This window comes from Streptomyces sp. NPDC002793 (genome assembly GCF_040295485.1).
Classification (GTDB): domain Bacteria; phylum Actinomycetota; class Actinomycetes; order Streptomycetales; family Streptomycetaceae; genus Streptomyces.
In genome coordinates, this window is sequence record NZ_JBEOVL010000007.1 from 169,547 (window position 1) to 185,659 (window position 16,113).

10 protein-coding genes and 1 pseudogene are annotated in these 16,113 nt (G+C 71.3%); 8 read left to right on the top strand and 3 right to left on the bottom strand.

The annotated features are described in order from the left end of the window. Positions 1-203 precede the first annotated feature (203 nt). The 5 genes from ABT001_RS09335 to ABT001_RS09355 all read left to right on the top strand — a co-directional run bounded on the left by ABT001_RS09335 (position 204) and on the right by ABT001_RS09355 (position 6,812). On the top strand, positions 204-416 hold the full coding sequence (locus ABT001_RS09335; RefSeq protein WP_351274675.1) for a hypothetical protein: 213 nt from the start codon (positions 204-206) through the stop codon (positions 414-416). Between the two features lie 70 nt (positions 417-486). After that, the gene (locus ABT001_RS09340) at positions 487-1,644 is read left to right on the top strand and encodes a methyltransferase (RefSeq protein ID WP_351274677.1); all 1,158 of its coding nucleotides are present in this window, start codon (positions 487-489) and stop codon (positions 1,642-1,644) included. Between the two features lie 239 nt (positions 1,645-1,883). Continuing rightward, on the top strand, positions 1,884-2,774 hold the full coding sequence (locus ABT001_RS09345) for an oxygenase MpaB family protein (RefSeq protein ID WP_351274679.1): 891 nt from the start codon (positions 1,884-1,886) through the stop codon (positions 2,772-2,774). A 33-nt stretch (positions 2,775-2,807) separates the two neighbouring features. Further along, the gene (locus ABT001_RS09350; RefSeq protein WP_351274681.1) at positions 2,808-5,051 is read left to right on the top strand and encodes a serine/threonine-protein kinase; all 2,244 of its coding nucleotides are present in this window, start codon (positions 2,808-2,810) and stop codon (positions 5,049-5,051) included. Positions 5,052-5,237: 186 nt separating this feature from the next. Beyond that, entirely contained in the window at positions 5,238-6,812 is a 1,575-nt protein-coding gene (locus ABT001_RS09355) for a phytoene desaturase family protein (RefSeq protein ID WP_351274684.1), read from the top strand. 68 nt (positions 6,813-6,880) lie between these two features. Here the strand turns inward: ABT001_RS09355 and ABT001_RS09360 are convergent, their stop codons facing one another. After that, positions 6,881-8,746: a serine hydrolase domain-containing protein gene (locus ABT001_RS09360; protein WP_351274686.1), complete on the bottom strand. Its 1,866-nt coding sequence runs from the start codon at positions 8,744-8,746 to the stop codon at positions 6,881-6,883. 254 nt (positions 8,747-9,000) lie between these two features. Between ABT001_RS09360 and ABT001_RS09365 the strand changes: the two genes are divergently transcribed. Further along, positions 9,001-10,500 carry an acyl-CoA synthetase gene (locus ABT001_RS09365; RefSeq protein WP_351274689.1) on the top strand — a complete coding sequence of 500 codons (1,500 nt, stop codon included), beginning with the start codon at positions 9,001-9,003 and terminating at the stop codon, positions 10,498-10,500. Positions 10,501-10,533: 33 nt separating this feature from the next. On the opposite strand, the gene paaK is transcribed toward ABT001_RS09365, so the two are convergent. Further along, positions 10,534-11,823, bottom strand: coding sequence for a phenylacetate--CoA ligase PaaK (paaK, locus tag ABT001_RS09370; protein ID WP_351274692.1), 1,290 nt, complete (start codon positions 11,821-11,823; stop codon positions 10,534-10,536). A 214-nt stretch (positions 11,824-12,037) separates the two neighbouring features. On the opposite strand from paaK, the pseudogene ABT001_RS09375 reads away from it, so the two are divergent. Next, positions 12,038-12,904, top strand: a pseudogene (locus ABT001_RS09375) (alpha/beta fold hydrolase); the annotation flags it as partial. Between the two features lie 126 nt (positions 12,905-13,030). On the opposite strand, the gene ABT001_RS09380 reads toward ABT001_RS09375, so the two are convergent. Beyond that, complete coding sequence (locus tag ABT001_RS09380) at positions 13,031-14,668, bottom strand: FAD-dependent oxidoreductase (RefSeq protein WP_351274694.1); 1,638 nt, start codon at positions 14,666-14,668, stop codon at positions 13,031-13,033. 272 nt (positions 14,669-14,940) lie between these two features. On the opposite strand from ABT001_RS09380, the gene ABT001_RS09385 reads away from it, so the two are divergent. Continuing rightward, complete coding sequence (locus ABT001_RS09385) at positions 14,941-16,059, top strand: TcmI family type II polyketide cyclase (RefSeq protein ID WP_351274696.1); 1,119 nt, start codon at positions 14,941-14,943, stop codon at positions 16,057-16,059. The last annotated feature ends 54 nt before the right edge of the window (positions 16,060-16,113 follow it).

Here is a 16,113-nt window from a genome sequence, read left to right on the forward strand (position 1 = left end):
CCTCTCCGAGGTTGCGGAACGGTGTCGTGAGTGCCGGACGTTGTCTGCTCGGTCGGGAGCCTTCCACACGCACGGTGCCGGTCGTGTGAACGGTGCGTATTCATCATGTGCGGGTCAAGTGACGGCTTTCTCGGGTCCGGGGGGGCATCGGATGCGCGGATGCCTCCCCGGCGCGAGAATTGCCCCAAGGACGAGGAGGCGGTATGAGCGAAGAGTCCGAATCCGTATCCGTATCCGTGCCGGAAGTGCGGGGGGTGACCCCTGACCGTCTGCTGCACACCGGTGGCGGGGACCAGCCCACCGCGGAGGATCTGGTGCTCGCATCGGGGCGGGACCTGACCCCCGAGAACCTGGAATGGGCACAGCGCAGGCTGTCCGAGGAGGGCCGGTCGGCGATGGACAAACGGCTCCCGTAGGACCCGCATCACAACCCGGTGGCGGGGAGCGTGCGAAGCGTCCCCGCCACTCGGCTAGCCTGAACGGCATATGAACCGTTTGACGACGTCACAGGGCGAATTCGATCTCGCCCGCTTTCCCGAGAACCCGCGCGACCCGCTCCGTGCTTGGGACGCCGCCGACGAGTACCTGCTGCGGCGGCTGGAGGGGGCGGAGGGGAGCGAGCCGGTCTCCCCGTCCGGCACCGTGGCCGTGGTCGGAGACCGCTGGGGGGCCCTGGCCACGGCGCTGGCGGTGCACGATCCGGTCCAGGTCACCGATTCGTACCTCGCCCTGCGGGCCACCCGGGCCAACCTGGCCCGCAACGGCGCCGACCCGGACTCGGTGCGCGTCCTGTCGGTGCGAGACACCCCGCCGGAGCGGGTGGACCTGCTGCTCGTGCGGGTCCCCAAGAGCCTCGCGCTCCTGGAGGACCAGCTCCACAGACTGGCACCCGCCCTGCACGCCGGGACGATTGTCATCGGCACGGGCATGGTGAAGGAGATCCACACCTCCACCCTCAAGCTGTTCGAGCGGATCATCGGGCCCACGCGCACCTCCCTCGCGGTGAAGAAGGCGCGGCTCATCTTCTGCACCCCTGATCCCACCCTGGCCAGGACCCCCAGCCCCTGGCCGTACCGCTACGACCTGCCCGACGGCATCGGCGTGGTCTCCGGACGCACCGTGACCAATCACGCCGGAATCTTCTGCGCGGAACGCCTGGACATCGGCACCCGCTTCTTCCTGAAGCACCTCCCGGAGCGCAAGGGCCCCGACCGCGTCGTCGACCTCGGCTGCGGGAACGGCGTCCTGGGCATGTCCGCGGCACTGACCAACCCCGACGCCGCCGTCACCTTCATCGACGAGTCGTACCGGGCCGTCGCATCGGCCGAGGAGACCTTCCGCGCCAACACCGGCCCGGACGCCGAGGCGGAATTCCTCGTGGGCGACGGCATGGCGGACGTGCCGCCGGGAAGTGTGGACCTGGTCCTCAGCAACCCGCCGTTCCACTCGCACCAAGCGGTCACCGACGCCACGGCCCGGAACATGTTCCACGGAGCGCGAGCCGCCCTGCGCCAGGGAGGGGAGCTCTGGGTCGTGGGCAACCGCCATCTCGCCTACCACACCCAGCTGCGCCGGATCTTCGGCAACTGCGTCACCGTCGCCGGCGACCCGAAGTTCGTCGTTCTGCGAGCCGTCAAGCGCTGACCGCTGTCAGGTGAGGTCCTCCCGGCCCGGCCAGGACGGCACCCCGGGCGCGGGCTCCTCCCGGCCCGCCCCGGGGGAGTCCGGTTCTCCTCGGCCACCGGTCCCCCTGGGCGCAGCCCCACTCTCCCCGGACATGCGCGGCCGCGGTGTGCATGCAACCGCGCCGGGGCATCATCATCCTGCGAGTCACGATCTTCCCGGCACGCCCGTTCCACCGGCCGAACGGAAGGAACGAGCCGATGCACGATCCGGACCCGGGGCTCTTCGGCCCTGACTCCGTCACCTGGCAGATGCACGGGGACCCCATGATGTGGGTCGCAGGCGTTCGCGCCCTCTACCTCCAGGCGCTCCACCCGCGCGCCGTCCGAGGCGTGATGCAGAACTCGGACTTCCGCAGGGACGCCTGGGGACGGCTCATGCGCACGGCCGACTTCGTCGGCGCCCTCACCTACGACACCACGCGGGACGCGGAGAAGTACGGTGCACGGGTCCGCAAGATACACCGGCTCCTCAAGGCCACCGATCCGGACACGGGCGAGGTCTACGGCATCGACGAACCGGAACTGCTGCTCTGGGTGCACTGCGCCGAGGTCGACTCCTACCTCCAGGTCCAGCGCCGCTCCGGCTTCCCGCTCGGCGACACCCAGGCCGACCGCTACGTCGACGAGCAGCGGGAGAGCGCCCGCCTCGTCGGGCTCGCCCCGGCAGGCGTTCCCGACACGACAGCGGCGCTCGCCGCCTACTTCGAAACGGTCCGTCCTCTGCTCGCCGCCGGTGCCGAGGCGTCGGACGTGGACGACTTCCTGCGCGACCCGCCCGTGCCCGCCCTGCTGACCCCGGCACGTGCCCTGCTCTGGCGGCGAGTGGCCGCGCTCGCCTACGACTCCCTGCCCCCGTACGCCCACGAGCTGTACGGCAGGGCCGCACCACCCACGGCAACGGTCGACCGCCGCCTGCGCACCACCGGCACCGCCCTGCGCCGCATCCCCGCCCGCCTCCGCTGGTGCCTGCCACCCGGGCACATCGTGAAGGCGATGGCACGGCTCGGCCCCGGTAGCCGACCCGCCGCGTACAAACTCCGCAGACAGGCAGCCATACTGGACGGGCCGGGGAGGGCGCAGCAGCAGTAACGAGCAGCGAAGCAACGGGGGCGACAACAGGCGATGGCGGACACCAGGCTGATCCAGAGCCGGTACCGGCTGCTCGATCTGATCGGGCGCGGAGGCATGGGCGAGGTGTGGCGTGCGCGCGACGAATCGCTGGGCCGGCAGGTCGCCGTCAAGTGCCTGAAACCGATGGGGCCGCAGCACGACCAGGCCTTCACCCGCATCCTGCGCGAGCGTTTCCGCCGTGAGGCACGGGTGGCCGCGGCGCTCCAGCACCGCGGAGTCACCGTCGTCCACGACTTCGGCGAGTCGGACGGTGTCCTCTACCTGGTCATGGAGCTCCTGGAGGGCCGCAACCTGAGCCAGCTCCTGGAGGACAACAAGCAGCACCCGCTGCCGGTGGCCGATGTGGTCGACATCGCGGAGCAGGTGGCGGACGCCCTCGGCTACACCCATCAGCAGGGCATCGTGCACCGCGACCTCAAGCCCGCGAACATCATGCGGCTCGACGACGGCGCCGTGAAGATCTGCGACTTCGGGATAGCCAGGCTCGGCCACGACATCGGCTTCACCTCCCGCCTCACCGGCACCGGCATCGCCATGGGCACCCCGCACTACATGTCGCCCGAGCAGATCAGCGGAGGGGAGGTCGACCACCGCAGTGATCTCTACTCCCTGGGCTGCGTGCTGTACGAGATCGCCACAGGCGTACCGCCGTTCGACATGGACGACGCCTGGGCCGTGCTCGTGGGCCACCGGGACACCGCTCCCGAGCCGCTGCGTACCCACCGCGCCGAACTCCCGGGGTTCTTCGACAAGGTCGTCCTGGACCTGCTGGCCAAGACGCCCGGCGAGCGGCCGGCCGACGCAGGCGCCCTGCGGCAGCGCATCGTGCTCGGCCGCACCGGTGAGCAGCCGGAGGCAGGCTGGATCCGGACCGTCCCACCGGTCCTGCTCCAGCATCCGGCCGGTGCGAGGCAACTGCCCTCCTGGACCCGGAACATGACCACCGGTCACAAGGCGACCGGTGCGACGCACACCGGTACGGCCGCCATCGACCACGCCGCCGCGCTGACCGGGGCATGGACCACAGGGAACGGTCACGCTCCCACGGGCGGCTTCCTGCCCGCGGGGCCGGTCCGACCCACGCCGTCACCCGAGCTGCTGGCCGGCCTGGCCGGCCGGCACAGCGCCGGACTCAGCCTGGGACGTCTCGGCCACTGGAAGGAGGCGGGCGACGTCCACCGCGCGGTCGCGGCCGAACGTGAACACGCGCTCGGCCCCGATCACCCCGACACCCTCGCCAGCAGATACGAGGTCGGATTCACCCTCAGCCACACAGGACGCGCCGCGGACGCACTGCGCGAGTTCGGCCGGGTCGCCGACGGCCGGGAACGCACCCTGGGCCCCGACCATCCCGAGACCCTCGCGGCCCGGCAGGAGACGGCGTACGTCCTCGGCCAGCTGGGGCGGCACTTCGAGGCCCATCAGGTCTACGCCGCGGTCCTCGCCTCGCGGGAGCGCTCCATGGGGCCGGACCATCCCGACACCCTGCGCTGCCGTCACAACCTCGCCTTCAACCTCAGCAGGCTGGGCCGCCTGGAGGACTCGTACCGCATGGCCCGCGAGGTGGCGGACGCGCGGGGCCGGCTGCTCGGCGCCACCCACCCGGACACGCTGGTCACGTTGTACGAAGTGGCGTACACACTCGGCCGGCTGGACCGCTGGGCCGAAGCCCTGCAGACGTACCGCGACGTGGCGCTGGCCCGCGCGGCCGTACTCGGCGCCGACCACCCCGACACGCTGGCGGCGCGTTACGAGGCGGGCATCAGCCTCGGCAGGCTGGGCCGCAGCGCCGAGGCACTGGAGCTCTACCGCGCCCTGGTGGAGGACCGCACCCGGGTCGGCGGTCCCGACGACCCCGAGACGCTGCGAGCCAGGCACGGACTCGGCGTCAACCTGGGGCGGATGGCGCGCTGGGAGGAGGCGCTCGCGGAATCACGCGAGGTCTGCGCGATCCGGGAACGCATCCTGGGGCCCGATCACCCCGACACCCTCGTCAGCCGCCGTGAGGTCGCCGTCGGGCTGGGCTGGCTCGGCCGCTGGGCCGACGCGCTGACCGACTACCGTGCGGTCGCCGAGACCCGTGAACGGGTCCTGGGTGCCGATCACCCCGACACCCTCGCGAGCCGCAACGACGAGGCGCACTGCCTGGAACAGCTCGGCCGCGGCACGGAGGCGGTGGATCTCTACCGGAGGGCCGCCGACCTGCGCCGGCAGCGCGGGGTGCCGCCGCACTGACCTCGGGCCACGGTGCCCCGCGCACGGTGGAGATCACGCGGCGAACCGATCGGGGCCCCGTGGTGCGGCGGCTCTCGGCCGACGCACCGGACGACCCGGGCACCCTGCCCGCAGCCTGACCGGGTGCGCCGTCGGCCACGGCCCGTGCCTCTGTCCGGAGATGATCCTCCCGTGTTACGAAGGGACATGCCCGCAGACGTGACGTCCTCACCAGGATCCCCCGCCCACGCCGCCTACGACGCGGTGATCGTGGGCGGTGGCCACAACGGCCTGGTCGCCGCCGCCTACCTCGCCCGCGCCGGGCAGTCCGTACTCGTCCTGGAACGTCTCGGCAGCACCGGGGGAGCGGCCGTGTCGACCCGGCCTTTCGACGGGATCGACGCCCGGCTCTCCCGCTACTCATACCTCGTCTCGCTCCTCCCGCGGAAGATCGTGCGCGATCTCGGCCTCGACTTCGCCGTACGGAAGCGCACTGTCTCCTCGTACACGCCTGCCGTGCGCGGCGGCCGGCCCACCGGGCTGCTCGTCGGGGGTGAGGGAACCCGGGAGTCCTTCGCCGCGCTCACGGGCGACGACAGGGAGTTCGACGCCTGGCAGCGCTTCTACGGGATGACGGGCCGGGTCGCCGAGCGGGTGTTCCCGACTCTCACCGAACCCCTGCCGGCACGCGATGTCCTGAGGGCGCGCGTCGACGACTCGGCTGCCTGGCGCATGCTGTTCGAGGAACCCGTCGGTGTCGCCGTCGAGGAGACCTTCACCGACGACCTGGTCCGCGGAGTCGTGCTCACCGACGCGCTGATCGGCACCTTCGCCGACGCACACGACCCCTCCCTGGTCCAGAACCGCTGCTTCCTCTACCACGTGATCGGCAACTCAACGGGGGACTGGGACGTCCCGGTCGGCGGCATGGGTGCGCTCACCGAGGCGCTGGCCGGCGCGGCCCGGGCGGCGGGAGCCGAGATCCGTGTGCTGCACGAAGCGACCCGCATCGAGACCGACGGCACCCGTGCCGAGGTGACGGTCCGCTCACCCGACGGGGAACATGGCGTCGGCGCCCGCCGGGTCCTGGTCAACGCGTCGCCGCAGGCACTGGCCGAACTCCTCGGTGACCTGCCGCCGGCGCCTGCCGAGGGAGCCCAGCTGAAGGTGAACATGCTGCTGACCCGGCTGCCGCGGCTGCGCGACCACTCCGTCGACCCGCGCCGGGCGTTCGCCGGGACGTTCCACATCGCCGAAGGGTACGAGCAACTGGCCACCGCCTACCGCGAGGCGGCCGCCGGACGGTTGCCCGGCGCCCCGCCTTCCGAGATCTACTGTCACTCGCTGACCGACCCGTCGATCCTCGGGCCCGATCTCGCCGCGCGCGGGTACCAGACCCTCACCCTGTTCGGACTGCACACCCCCGCCCGGCTGTTCGCGGCGGACAACGAGGCGACACGCGCCTCCCTGCTCGCAGCGACCCTGGCCGAGCTCGACGCCCACCTGGAGGAGCCGATCGCCGACTGCCTGGCCCTCGACGCCGAAGGCAGGCCGTGCATCGAGGCGAAGACCCCCCTCGACCTGGAGCGCGAACTGAGGCTGCCCGGCGGCCACATCTTCCACCGGGACCTGTCGTTCCCGTACGCCACCGAGGAGACCGGCCGCTGGGGCGTGGAGACCGGCCGCCCCAACGTCCTGCTGTGCGGGGCGGGCGCCGTGCGCGGCGGCGGGGTCAGCGGGGTACCCGGCCACAACGCCGCGATGGCGGTGCTGGGTCGGTGACCGCCCCTGACCGCCTGCCTTGACGGTCGCCTGGCTGTTGTACCCGTCGTTCCAGGCCGGGTGCGTACTCAGTCGGAGGAGAGGCTCCACCCGCTCGCCTCGAACCGTCCGGCGTCGCCGTGCCTGTTCCCGTCGAAGAGTGTCCGGCCGTCGTCCTCGACCCGGATCTCGTCCACGTAGACACCGCGCCCGACGTACGACCGGTCGGTGACGTACCGCCAGCGGAGCCGCAGTTCCGTGCCCCGTCCCTCCGCGAGGTCCGCCTTCAGCCGGTGCCAGACGCGCCCCGAATACCCGGAGACCGAACCGTCCGGATGGGGCCGGGGCTCCCGGGGCCCGTCTTCCTGGACCGGCACGGTGGTGAACGGCACCGGCTTCCATGTCGCTCCGGAGTCGGACGAGGCCTCCAGGTGGAGGGCGTCCGAAATCGGCTCGGTGTCCCACCACAACGCGCACCTCAGCACCGGACGCGAGGAGAGCGGACGCAGCGCGGGCAGCGTCAGCGTCACGGTGGAGGAGCCCGCCATGCCGGAGAACCAGGCAGTGCGGCCCCCGGCCGGGCGTACGGGAACCGCGCGCGCCATCCGGTCGGCCGCGGCGACCCGCGGGGCGCTGCCCGAACGCCAGCTGCGCACCGGATGGACCGAGTTGCCCAGGACGATCAGGAACGAGTCCGTCGTCGGGTCGAGGACCAGGCTGGTGCCGGTGAAACCGGTGTGTCCGGCCGTGCGCGGGGTGGCCATGGCCCCCATGTACCAGTGCTGGTAGAGCTCGAAGCCCAGGCCGTGCTCATCGCCGGGGAACGCGGTGTTGAAGTCGGTGAACAGCAGCTCCACCGACTCCTCGGACAGGATGCGGGACCGGCCGTAGATCCCGCCGTTGAGCAGGGTGCGGGCGAGCACCGCCAGGTCCCAGGCACACGAGAAGACGCCCGCGTGGCCGGCCACCCCGCCCAGGCTGTACGCGTTCTCGTCATGGACCTCACCCCAGACCAGTCCGCGGTCCAGCCCCGACCAGGGCAGCCGGGCGTCCTCGGTCGCCGCGATCTTCGGCTTCCAGGAGGCGGGCGGGTTGTACCGGGTCCGGTGCATGCCGAGCGGACCGGTGATCTCCTCGCGGAGGAGAACGTCCTGGGCGCGACCGGTGATCTTCTCCAGGATCAGTTGCAGAGAGATCAGATTGAGGTCGGAGTAGAGGTACTTCGTACCGGGAGCCGAAGCCGGGACCTCGTCCCAGAGCAGGCGCAGCTTCCCCTCACGGGTCGGTTCCTCGTAGAGCGGGATCCAGGGCCGGAAGCCTGATGTGTGCGTCAGCAGCTGACGGACCGTGATGTCCTGCTTGCCGCCGCCGGCGAATCCGGGGAGGTAGGAAGCGGCCGTCGCCTCGAGTTCCAGTGCGCCCCGCTCGATCTGCTGCACGGCGAGGATCGAGGTGAACAGCTTGGACACCGATGCGAGGTCGAAGACCGTGTCCTCGGCCATGGCGATCTGCTGCTCCGGCGGGAACTCCACCCCGGTGTCGGTGCTCTCGTCGTAGGCCGCATAGCGCACCGCCCGGCCGATCGGCCGGTGCAGTGCCACGGTGCCGCCGCGGCCGGCGAGCAGGACCGCGCCCGCGTACCAGGGGTGAGTGGGGGAGTCGGTCAGGTACTTCTCCGCGTCTGCGACCAGCAGGTCGAGCTGGTCCGGCAGCAGCCCGGCGCGCGCGGCCGGCCCTCGGCGCAGTGTCGTTCCGCCCCGTGCTGGTCCCATGCTCGTCCCGGTTCCCGATATCGCACCCGGAGTCCCGCCGCCCGGCGGCCCCGCGGCCCGCTCGGCGCCGAACGCCGACCCCGCGAGGGGAAGCGGAGCGAGGGCGAAAGCTCCGCCCAGCGCCAGTATCCCGCCCCCCACCCTCCGGCGGCTCATTCCTCGTCCCGACACGTCTCCGGCCATCCGGAATCCCCTTCCCCTCATGTCGAAAACACCTGGGCGAAAGTAACTTTCGAAATTGCGTGCGGTGATGAAACTTCCTGCCGAAGCAGAGGGTACTGGCCCCGACGCCGCCCGTAGGGCCCCTGACGGCAAAGAATGTGACGCCACATCCAGTGACGGGCAGGTCCCGCCCGCGCGGCCGACGAGGCGGGCCGGACCCGACACGGGTGTTCCGGACCCTTGACCCCCGGCGACCCGCCACCCAGGATCACGCCATGACCGGTGTACGCAGCAGCACAGTGGACGGCGTCCTGACACGCAGCGCACGGCGCGCCCCCGGGCGCACCGCCGTGCGGTACGCCGAGAGGTCATGGACCTACGCCGCCCTGGACGAGGCCGTCAGCACGGCGGCCGCCGTGCTGACCTCCGCACACGGGCTGCGGCCCGGTGACCGGGTGGCGTCCTACGCCCACAATTCGGATGTGTACCTGATCGCCTATCTGGCCTGCGCCAGGGCCGGGCTGGTCCATGTGCCGGTCAACCAGAACCTCACCGGCGAGGACCTGGCGTACATCCTCCGTCAGTCCGGCAGCGCACTCGTCCTCACCGACCCCGGTCTCGCCCCGCGCGTCCCGGACGGCCACGACGTACTTCAGCTGCGCGACGCGCCGGGCTCACTCCTCGGTGAGCTGGACACCCCACGCCCCTTCACCCCGGTGCGCGAACCCGGCGCCGACGACCTGGTCCAGCTGCTCTACACCTCCGGCACGACGGCCCGCCCCAAGGGCGCGATGATGACGCACGGTGCGCTGGTCCACGAGTACGTCAGCGCCGTCACCGCGCTCGACCTGCGCGCCACCGACCGTCCGGTGCACTCGCTGCCCCTCTATCACTCCGCGCAGATGCACGTGTTCCTGCTGCCCTACCTCGCTGTGGGCGCCGAAAGCATCATCCTCGACGCCCCGGACGCCGGCCGGATCTTCGACCTGGTCGAGGAGGGGCAGGCGGACAGCCTCTTCGCGCCGCCGACCGTCTGGATCGGGCTCGCCAACCATCCGGAATTCGCCACCCGCGAGCTCGGGGCCCTGCGCAAGGCGTACTACGGTGCGTCGATCATGCCCGTGCCCGTCCTCGAACGTCTGCGTGAGCGCTTGCCGGAGCTGGCGTTCTACAACTGCTTCGGCCAGAGCGAGATCGGCCCCCTGGCCACCGTCCTCGGCCCGGACGAGCACGAAGGGCGGATGGAGTCCTGCGGGCGGCCCGTGCTCTTCGTCGAGGCGAAGGTGGTCGACGAGCACGGCAAGGAGGTGCCCGACGGCACGGCGGGCGAAGTGGTCTACCGCTCCCCTCAGCTGTGCCAGGGCTACTGGGACAAACCGGAGGAGAGCGAGGAGGCCTTCCGTGACGGCTGGTTCCACTCCGGTGATCTCGCCGTGCGCGACTCCGAGGGATACTTCACGGTCGTCGACCGGGTCAAGGACGTCATCAACTCGGGTGGCGTGCTCGTCGCCTCCCGGCAGGTCGAGGACGCGCTCTACACCCATCCCGCGGTGGCCGAGACAGCGGTGGTCGGGCTGCCCGACGAACGCTGGATCGAGGCCGTCACCGCGATCGTGGTGCTCCGCGGGGAGGCGACCGAAGCCGAGCTGATCGCGCACGTCCGAGAGGAACTGGCCCACTTCAAGGCGCCGAAGAGAGTCCTGTTCGTCGGCGAACTGCCACGCAACGCCAGCGGGAAGATCCTGAAGAGGGAGTTGAGGGACACGTACTCCTGACCACCGCGTCCCTCCCGGCCGGTGAGCGGCTTCTCAGTCGGCCTCCCGCAGGTCCACGATCCGCTTGATCTTGCCGACCGACCGTTCCAGCGTCTCCGGAGCGACGATCTCGACCCCGACGCCCACACCGATCCCGTCCTTCACGGCGGCCGCGATCGACAGCGCGGCCGCCTCGCGCTCCGCCGTCGTGGCGCCGGTCCTGGCCTCCGCCCGCACCGTCAGGGCGTCCAGCCGCCCCTGCCGGGTCAGCCGCAGCTGGAAGTGCGGGGCCACCCCGGGAGTCCGCAGCACGATCTCCTCGATCTGTGTGGGGAAGAGGTTCACCCCGCGCAGGATCACCATGTCGTCGCTGCGCCCGGTGACCTTCTCCATCCGGCGGAAGACGCGCGCCGTACCCGGCAGCAGCCGTGTCAGGTCCCGGGTCCGGTAACGGATCACCGGCATGGCCTCCTTGGTCAGCGAGGTGAAGACCAGTTCGCCCTTCTCCCCGTCCGGCAGGACCTCACCGGTGAGGGGGTCGACGACCTCCGGGTAGAAGTGGTCCTCCCAGACGTGCAGCCCGTCCTTCGTCTCGACGCACTCCTGCGCCACACCGGGGCCCATCACCTCCGACAGTCCGTATATGTCGACGGCGTCGATGGCGAAACGCTCCTCGATCTCGCCGCGCATCCGCTCGGTCCACGGCTCGGCGCCGAAGATGCCGACCTTCAGTGATGTCGAACGGGGATCGACCCCCTGGCGCTCGAATTCGTCCAGCAGCGTCAGCATGTACGAAGGCGTGATCATGATGATCTCGGGCCGGAAGTCCTGGATCAGCCGCACCTGACGTGCCGTCATGCCACCGGAGGCCGGAACGACGGTGCAGCCGAGGCGCTCCGCCCCGTAATGCGCTCCGAGTCCCCCGGTGAACAGGCCGTACCCGTAGGCCACATGTACCTTGTGGCCCGGGCGCCCGCCCGCCGCCCTGATCGACCGTGCCACCACGTCGGCCCAGGTGTCCAGGTCGCCCTCGGTGTACCCGACCACCGTCGGCTGCCCGGTCGTGCCGCTGGAGGCGTGGATCCGCCGCACCCGGTCCTCGGGAACGGCGAACATCCCGAACGGATAGTCGGCGCGCAGGTCGGACTTGGCGGTGAACGGGAAGCGGGAGAGATCGGCGAGCGTGCGGCAGTCCTCGGGACGCAACCCCGCCTCGTCGAAGGCCGCACGGTAGAACCCGACGTGCTCGTACGCGTGCCGCAGCGTGGCCCGGAGGCGCTCCAACTGCAGGGCCTCGAGCTCGTCGCGGCCGAGCCGCTCGCCGGCGTCCAGCAGCGCGGTCATACGGATCATCCCCTCGCCGACCGGCGACCGACCGTTCGGTCGCCTCCTGGGAGCAGTAATTCAGGAGGCGGGGGGTCATGGCAAGGCCGGGGTGCGGCCTGTGGACAACTCCTGGCCGGAAGCCCGGCTCGCACCGGGCCGCCGCACCCGTCATCCGACTCGCGGCGGGCGTACGCACCCCCATCGGACCGCGCGACCTGTTTGGATGACACCCATGCCGATCTTCAGCTCGTACGACGGAACGGAACTCGCCTACCACCTGGTGGGCGAAGGTGAACCGCTGATCTGCCTGCCCGGCGGCCCCATGCGGGCGGCCCGCTACTTCGGCGACCTCGGTGGTCTGTCCGGAGTGCGGCAGCTGGTGCTGCTCGACCTGCGGGGCACAGGGGACTCCGCCGTCCCGCAGGACCCGTCGACGTACCGCATCGACCGGCTCGTCGACGACGTCGAGGCGCTTCGCGCGCACCTCGGTCTCGAACGGGCCGATGTGCTGGGCCACTCGGCCTCCGGAGAACTCGCGGCCCTCTACGCGGCGAGGTATCCGAAGCGGCTGCGTTCCCTCACCCTCATCACCTCCGGTACGGGCACCCTGGGGCTGCCCGCCACCGACCAGGACCGGCGCGACGCCGCCGAGCTGCGCGCCCACGAACCCTGGTACGCGGCGGCCAGGGCCGCGTTGGAGGAGATCCAGGCCGGACGTGCCACGCCCGAGGCCTGGGCCGGAATCCGGCCGTTCATGTACGGGCGCTGGGACGAGGCGGCCCGCGCACACGCCGCCGCGTCCCCCGCGCAGCGGAACGCCGAGGCCGGTTCGCTCTACTACCCGGAGAGCGGCCTCGACACCGGAGCCACGGTCGCCGCACTGCGGTCACTGCCTGTCCCCGTGCTCGTCCTCGCGGGAGAGTACGACGGCGGGCCCAGCCCCGACCGCGCCGCGGAACTCGCCGCACTCTTCCCCCGGGCGGAGTTCGTCGTCCAGCGGGGCGCGGGCCACTTCCCGTGGATGGACGGTCCCGGCGACTTCGTCCGCACCGTCGCCGCCTTCCTCGCCCCCGACGTCAGCAGCGTTCAGGCGGACGGATCGTCCCCTCCGTCGACGCCCAGCTGAACGCCCCGGACCAGGCCGCCCGCGAGCGCCTGGGCGAGATCAGGTCGTTCGGCATCGGCTGACGGGCCGCCCGAGGAACCCGTCAGCCGTACCTGCCCCTCAGCCGCGGTGGAGCAGAGTCACCATGACCTCGTACAGGGTCGCCTCGGGGTCGGCGACCGCGCCCTCGGAACGCCAGGCCACGAATCCGTCGGGGCGCACGAGGACGGCGCCTTCGGGGGACGTGCCGTGCGAGGCGGCCCAGTCGGCCCCGTCTTCGGGCGCCAGGTCCGCACCCGGGGCGGAACCGATCCCGAGGGCGGCCAGGGGGACCGCCAGACGCTTCGCCACCTGCTCCGCAGCCGCGCGCCAGTCCGCATGCCGCGCATCGCTCAGCAGCACGAACGACTTCTCGTAGAGGTCCAGGGTCGACACGCGCCCGCCGTCACGGCGGAGCCACATGTGCGGTGCCCGGGTGCCGGGTTCACCCGTCAGGCCCATGCCCTCCGGTACCACCGGAAGGCCCGGGTCGACGCCCAGGACGGCGCCCCGCACATAGCGGTATCCGAGCGCGACCGTGAGCATGCCACCCTTGCGGCCGTCACCGCCCGGGCCCGGGGAGCCGGCGTAGCCCGGGTGGCTGTGCTCTCCCGAACGGGCCGACGCACGCGCACTCGTCGCCTTCGCCACCGGCAGCCGCTCCTCCTCGTACGTCCGGAGCAGCCCCGGCCCCGCCGCCTCGCCGATCACGGCAGCCAGCTTCCAGGCGAGGTTGTGCGCGTCCTGAATACCGGTGTTGGAGCCGAAGGCCCCGGTGGGGGACATCTCGTGCGCCGAGTCACCGGCGAGAAAGACCCGGCCGGAACCGTACCGTTCGGCGACCCGCTCGGCCGCGTGCCACGGGGCCTTGCCGGTGATCTCGATGTCCAGGTCCGGCGCTCCGACCGCCCTGCGGATGTGCTCCGCGCACCGCTCGTCGGTGAAGTCCTCCAACGTCTCGCCCCGGTCGGGCCGCCACGGCGCGTGGAACACCCACCGCTCCTCGTTGTCCACCGGCAGCAACGCCCCGTCCGCCTCCGGATCGGTCAGGTAGCAGACGATGAAGCGCCGGTCGCCCACCACGGAGGCGAGCCGTCGGGAGCGGAACGTGATGCTCACGTTGTGGAAGAGGTCCCCAGGACCCGTACAGCCGATGCCCAGCTGCTCCCGGACCGGGCTGCGGGGTCCGTCGGCCGCGACGAGGTAGTCGGCGCGCACCGTGGTGTGCTCCCCGCTCCCGCGGTCCTTCACCACGGCGGTGACTCCGTCCGTGTCCTGCTCGAAGGTGAGCAGCTCGGTGGAGAACCGCAGGTCGCTGCCCTGCGCCCGGGCGTGCGCGACCAGCACGGGCTCCAGGTCGTTCTGGCTGCACAGGCACCAGCCGCTCGGGCTGAACCGCGCGAGTCCGCCGCCCGGGTCGATCTCCTTGAACAGCCACTCCTGGTCGTCCCCGGTGAGCGACCCGGCCTGCAGGATGCCGTGATTGTCCGCCAGCACGGATGCCGCGTCCCGGATCAGCCGCTCCGCGCCCGCGGTCCGGAACAGCTCCATCGTGCGGACGTTGTTCCCGCGCCCCCGCGGGTGCGTCGAGGTGCTGCCGTGTTTCTCCACCAGCAGGTGACGGACGCCGAGCCGGCTCAGGAAGAGGGAGGCGGACAGGCCCACCAGGGAGCCGCCCACGATGAGGACCGGTACGCGGAGGTCGACGTTCTCGTTCATCAGTAGCTCCAGCTCGGACGCGTGACGGATGCAGTGTCCATGCCCTCGCAGGAGGACTTCGGCCGGGCCACGGGTGCCTCCTCACCTGAACGGTTCATAAATCTCGCGCCACCCGTAGAGCCGTTCCACGATCAGTCGCGGGAGCGATGCCCGCGAAGCGGGGCGGACGTCACACGCCGGCGAGCAGGGACCTGCGCCGCTTCCACCGAAACCGACGGATGACGAGGGGCCACGTGACGTGGCCGCCGCACCGTCTCGAAGGAGAGCGAAAGATGACAACCCTCTCGGAACGGATATCTCAGTCCGCCTTCGACGGTTCGAGGCTCCGGGTCATACTGCTGCTGGACCTGCACGACGGCGCCCAGAACCAGTTCCTCGAGGCGTACGAGCACATGCGCAACCAGGTGGCCTCGATCCCCGGACACATCAGCGACCAGCTGTGCCAGTCCATCGAGAACCCCTCGCAATGGCTGATCACCAGCGAGTGGGAGAGCGCGCCGCCCTTCCTCGCCTGGGTGAACAGCGAGGAGCACGTGGCGACGGTACAGCCGCTGCACAGCTGTGTACGCGACACTCGATCCCTCCGCTTCAGCGTTCTGCGGGAGACCGGGGCCGCGTTCGAGAACAAGCCCGAGCCTCTCAAGGGCCGCCTCCAGTCCGCCCCGCGGCTGGGCGACGGCGTCGTGCGCCACGCGCTCACCTTCACTGTGAAGCCCGGCACGGAGGAGATGGTCGCGAAGATCCTCGCCGACTACGACTCCCCGCAGGCGCGCGTCGACGAGAACACCCGGCTGCGCCGCACCTCGCTCTTCATGCACGGGAACCGGGTCGTGCGCGCGGTCGAGGTCGAGGGCGACCTCATGGCCGCCCTGCGCCACGTCTCCCGCCAGCCCGAGGTCAGGGCCGTCGAGGAGGCCATCAACCCGTATCTGGAACAGGACCGCGACCTCAGCGACCCCGACTCCGCCCGGATGTTCTTCACCCGGGCCGCGCTCCCGACCGTCCACCACGTGACGGCCGGCCGTCACGCCCCCGAGGACGTCCAGCGGCACTCGCTGTTCTACCAGGCAAAGGAAGGCTGCGGCATGGCACTGGCCCGGCTGCTCGCAGGCCAGGACGAGGAAGCGGCGGACGACGTGGCCAGCCCCATCGAGAGCAGCACCATCTTCCAGCGCGACGACATCGTGGTGCGGCTCCTCGAAGTGAGCGGCCCACTCGACGCACAGCCCGCACAGGCACTCGGCATCGGCGGTGACCGCAAGGCGGCCACGCTCGGCCGGCTGCTCGACGGTGGTGCGAACGGCATGCCGACGACCGACCAGGAGGCCGCGCGCTTCCTCGCGCAGGCCGAGATGAACCTGATCACCGACCGCCGGGCCACCGAGTCCTGAAGCCCACCGGCAGTGGGGCCACCCCGTGCTGCCGCCACACCGCACAACGTGCAT

Excerpts from the sequence above, each read along its gene's own strand:
- ABT001_RS09335 (WP_351274675.1), top strand. The coding sequence starts at position 204 with ATGAGCGAAGAGTCCGAATCCGTATCCGTATCCGTGCCGGAAGTGCGG.
- ABT001_RS09340 (WP_351274677.1), top strand. The coding sequence starts at position 487 with ATGAACCGTTTGACGACGTCACAGGGCGAATTCGATCTCGCCCGCTTT.
- ABT001_RS09345 (WP_351274679.1), top strand. The coding sequence starts at position 1,884 with ATGCACGATCCGGACCCGGGGCTCTTCGGCCCTGACTCCGTCACCTGG.
- ABT001_RS09350 (WP_351274681.1), top strand. The coding sequence starts at position 2,808 with ATGGCGGACACCAGGCTGATCCAGAGCCGGTACCGGCTGCTCGATCTG.
- ABT001_RS09355 (WP_351274684.1), top strand. The coding sequence starts at position 5,238 with ATGCCCGCAGACGTGACGTCCTCACCAGGATCCCCCGCCCACGCCGCC.
- ABT001_RS09360 (WP_351274686.1), bottom strand. The coding sequence starts at position 8,746 with ATGGCCGGAGACGTGTCGGGACGAGGAATGAGCCGCCGGAGGGTGGGG.
- ABT001_RS09365 (WP_351274689.1), top strand. The coding sequence starts at position 9,001 with ATGACCGGTGTACGCAGCAGCACAGTGGACGGCGTCCTGACACGCAGC.
- paaK (WP_351274692.1), bottom strand. The coding sequence starts at position 11,823 with ATGACCGCGCTGCTGGACGCCGGCGAGCGGCTCGGCCGCGACGAGCTC.
- ABT001_RS09380 (WP_351274694.1), bottom strand. The coding sequence starts at position 14,668 with ATGAACGAGAACGTCGACCTCCGCGTACCGGTCCTCATCGTGGGCGGC.
- ABT001_RS09385 (WP_351274696.1), top strand. The coding sequence starts at position 14,941 with ATGACAACCCTCTCGGAACGGATATCTCAGTCCGCCTTCGACGGTTCG.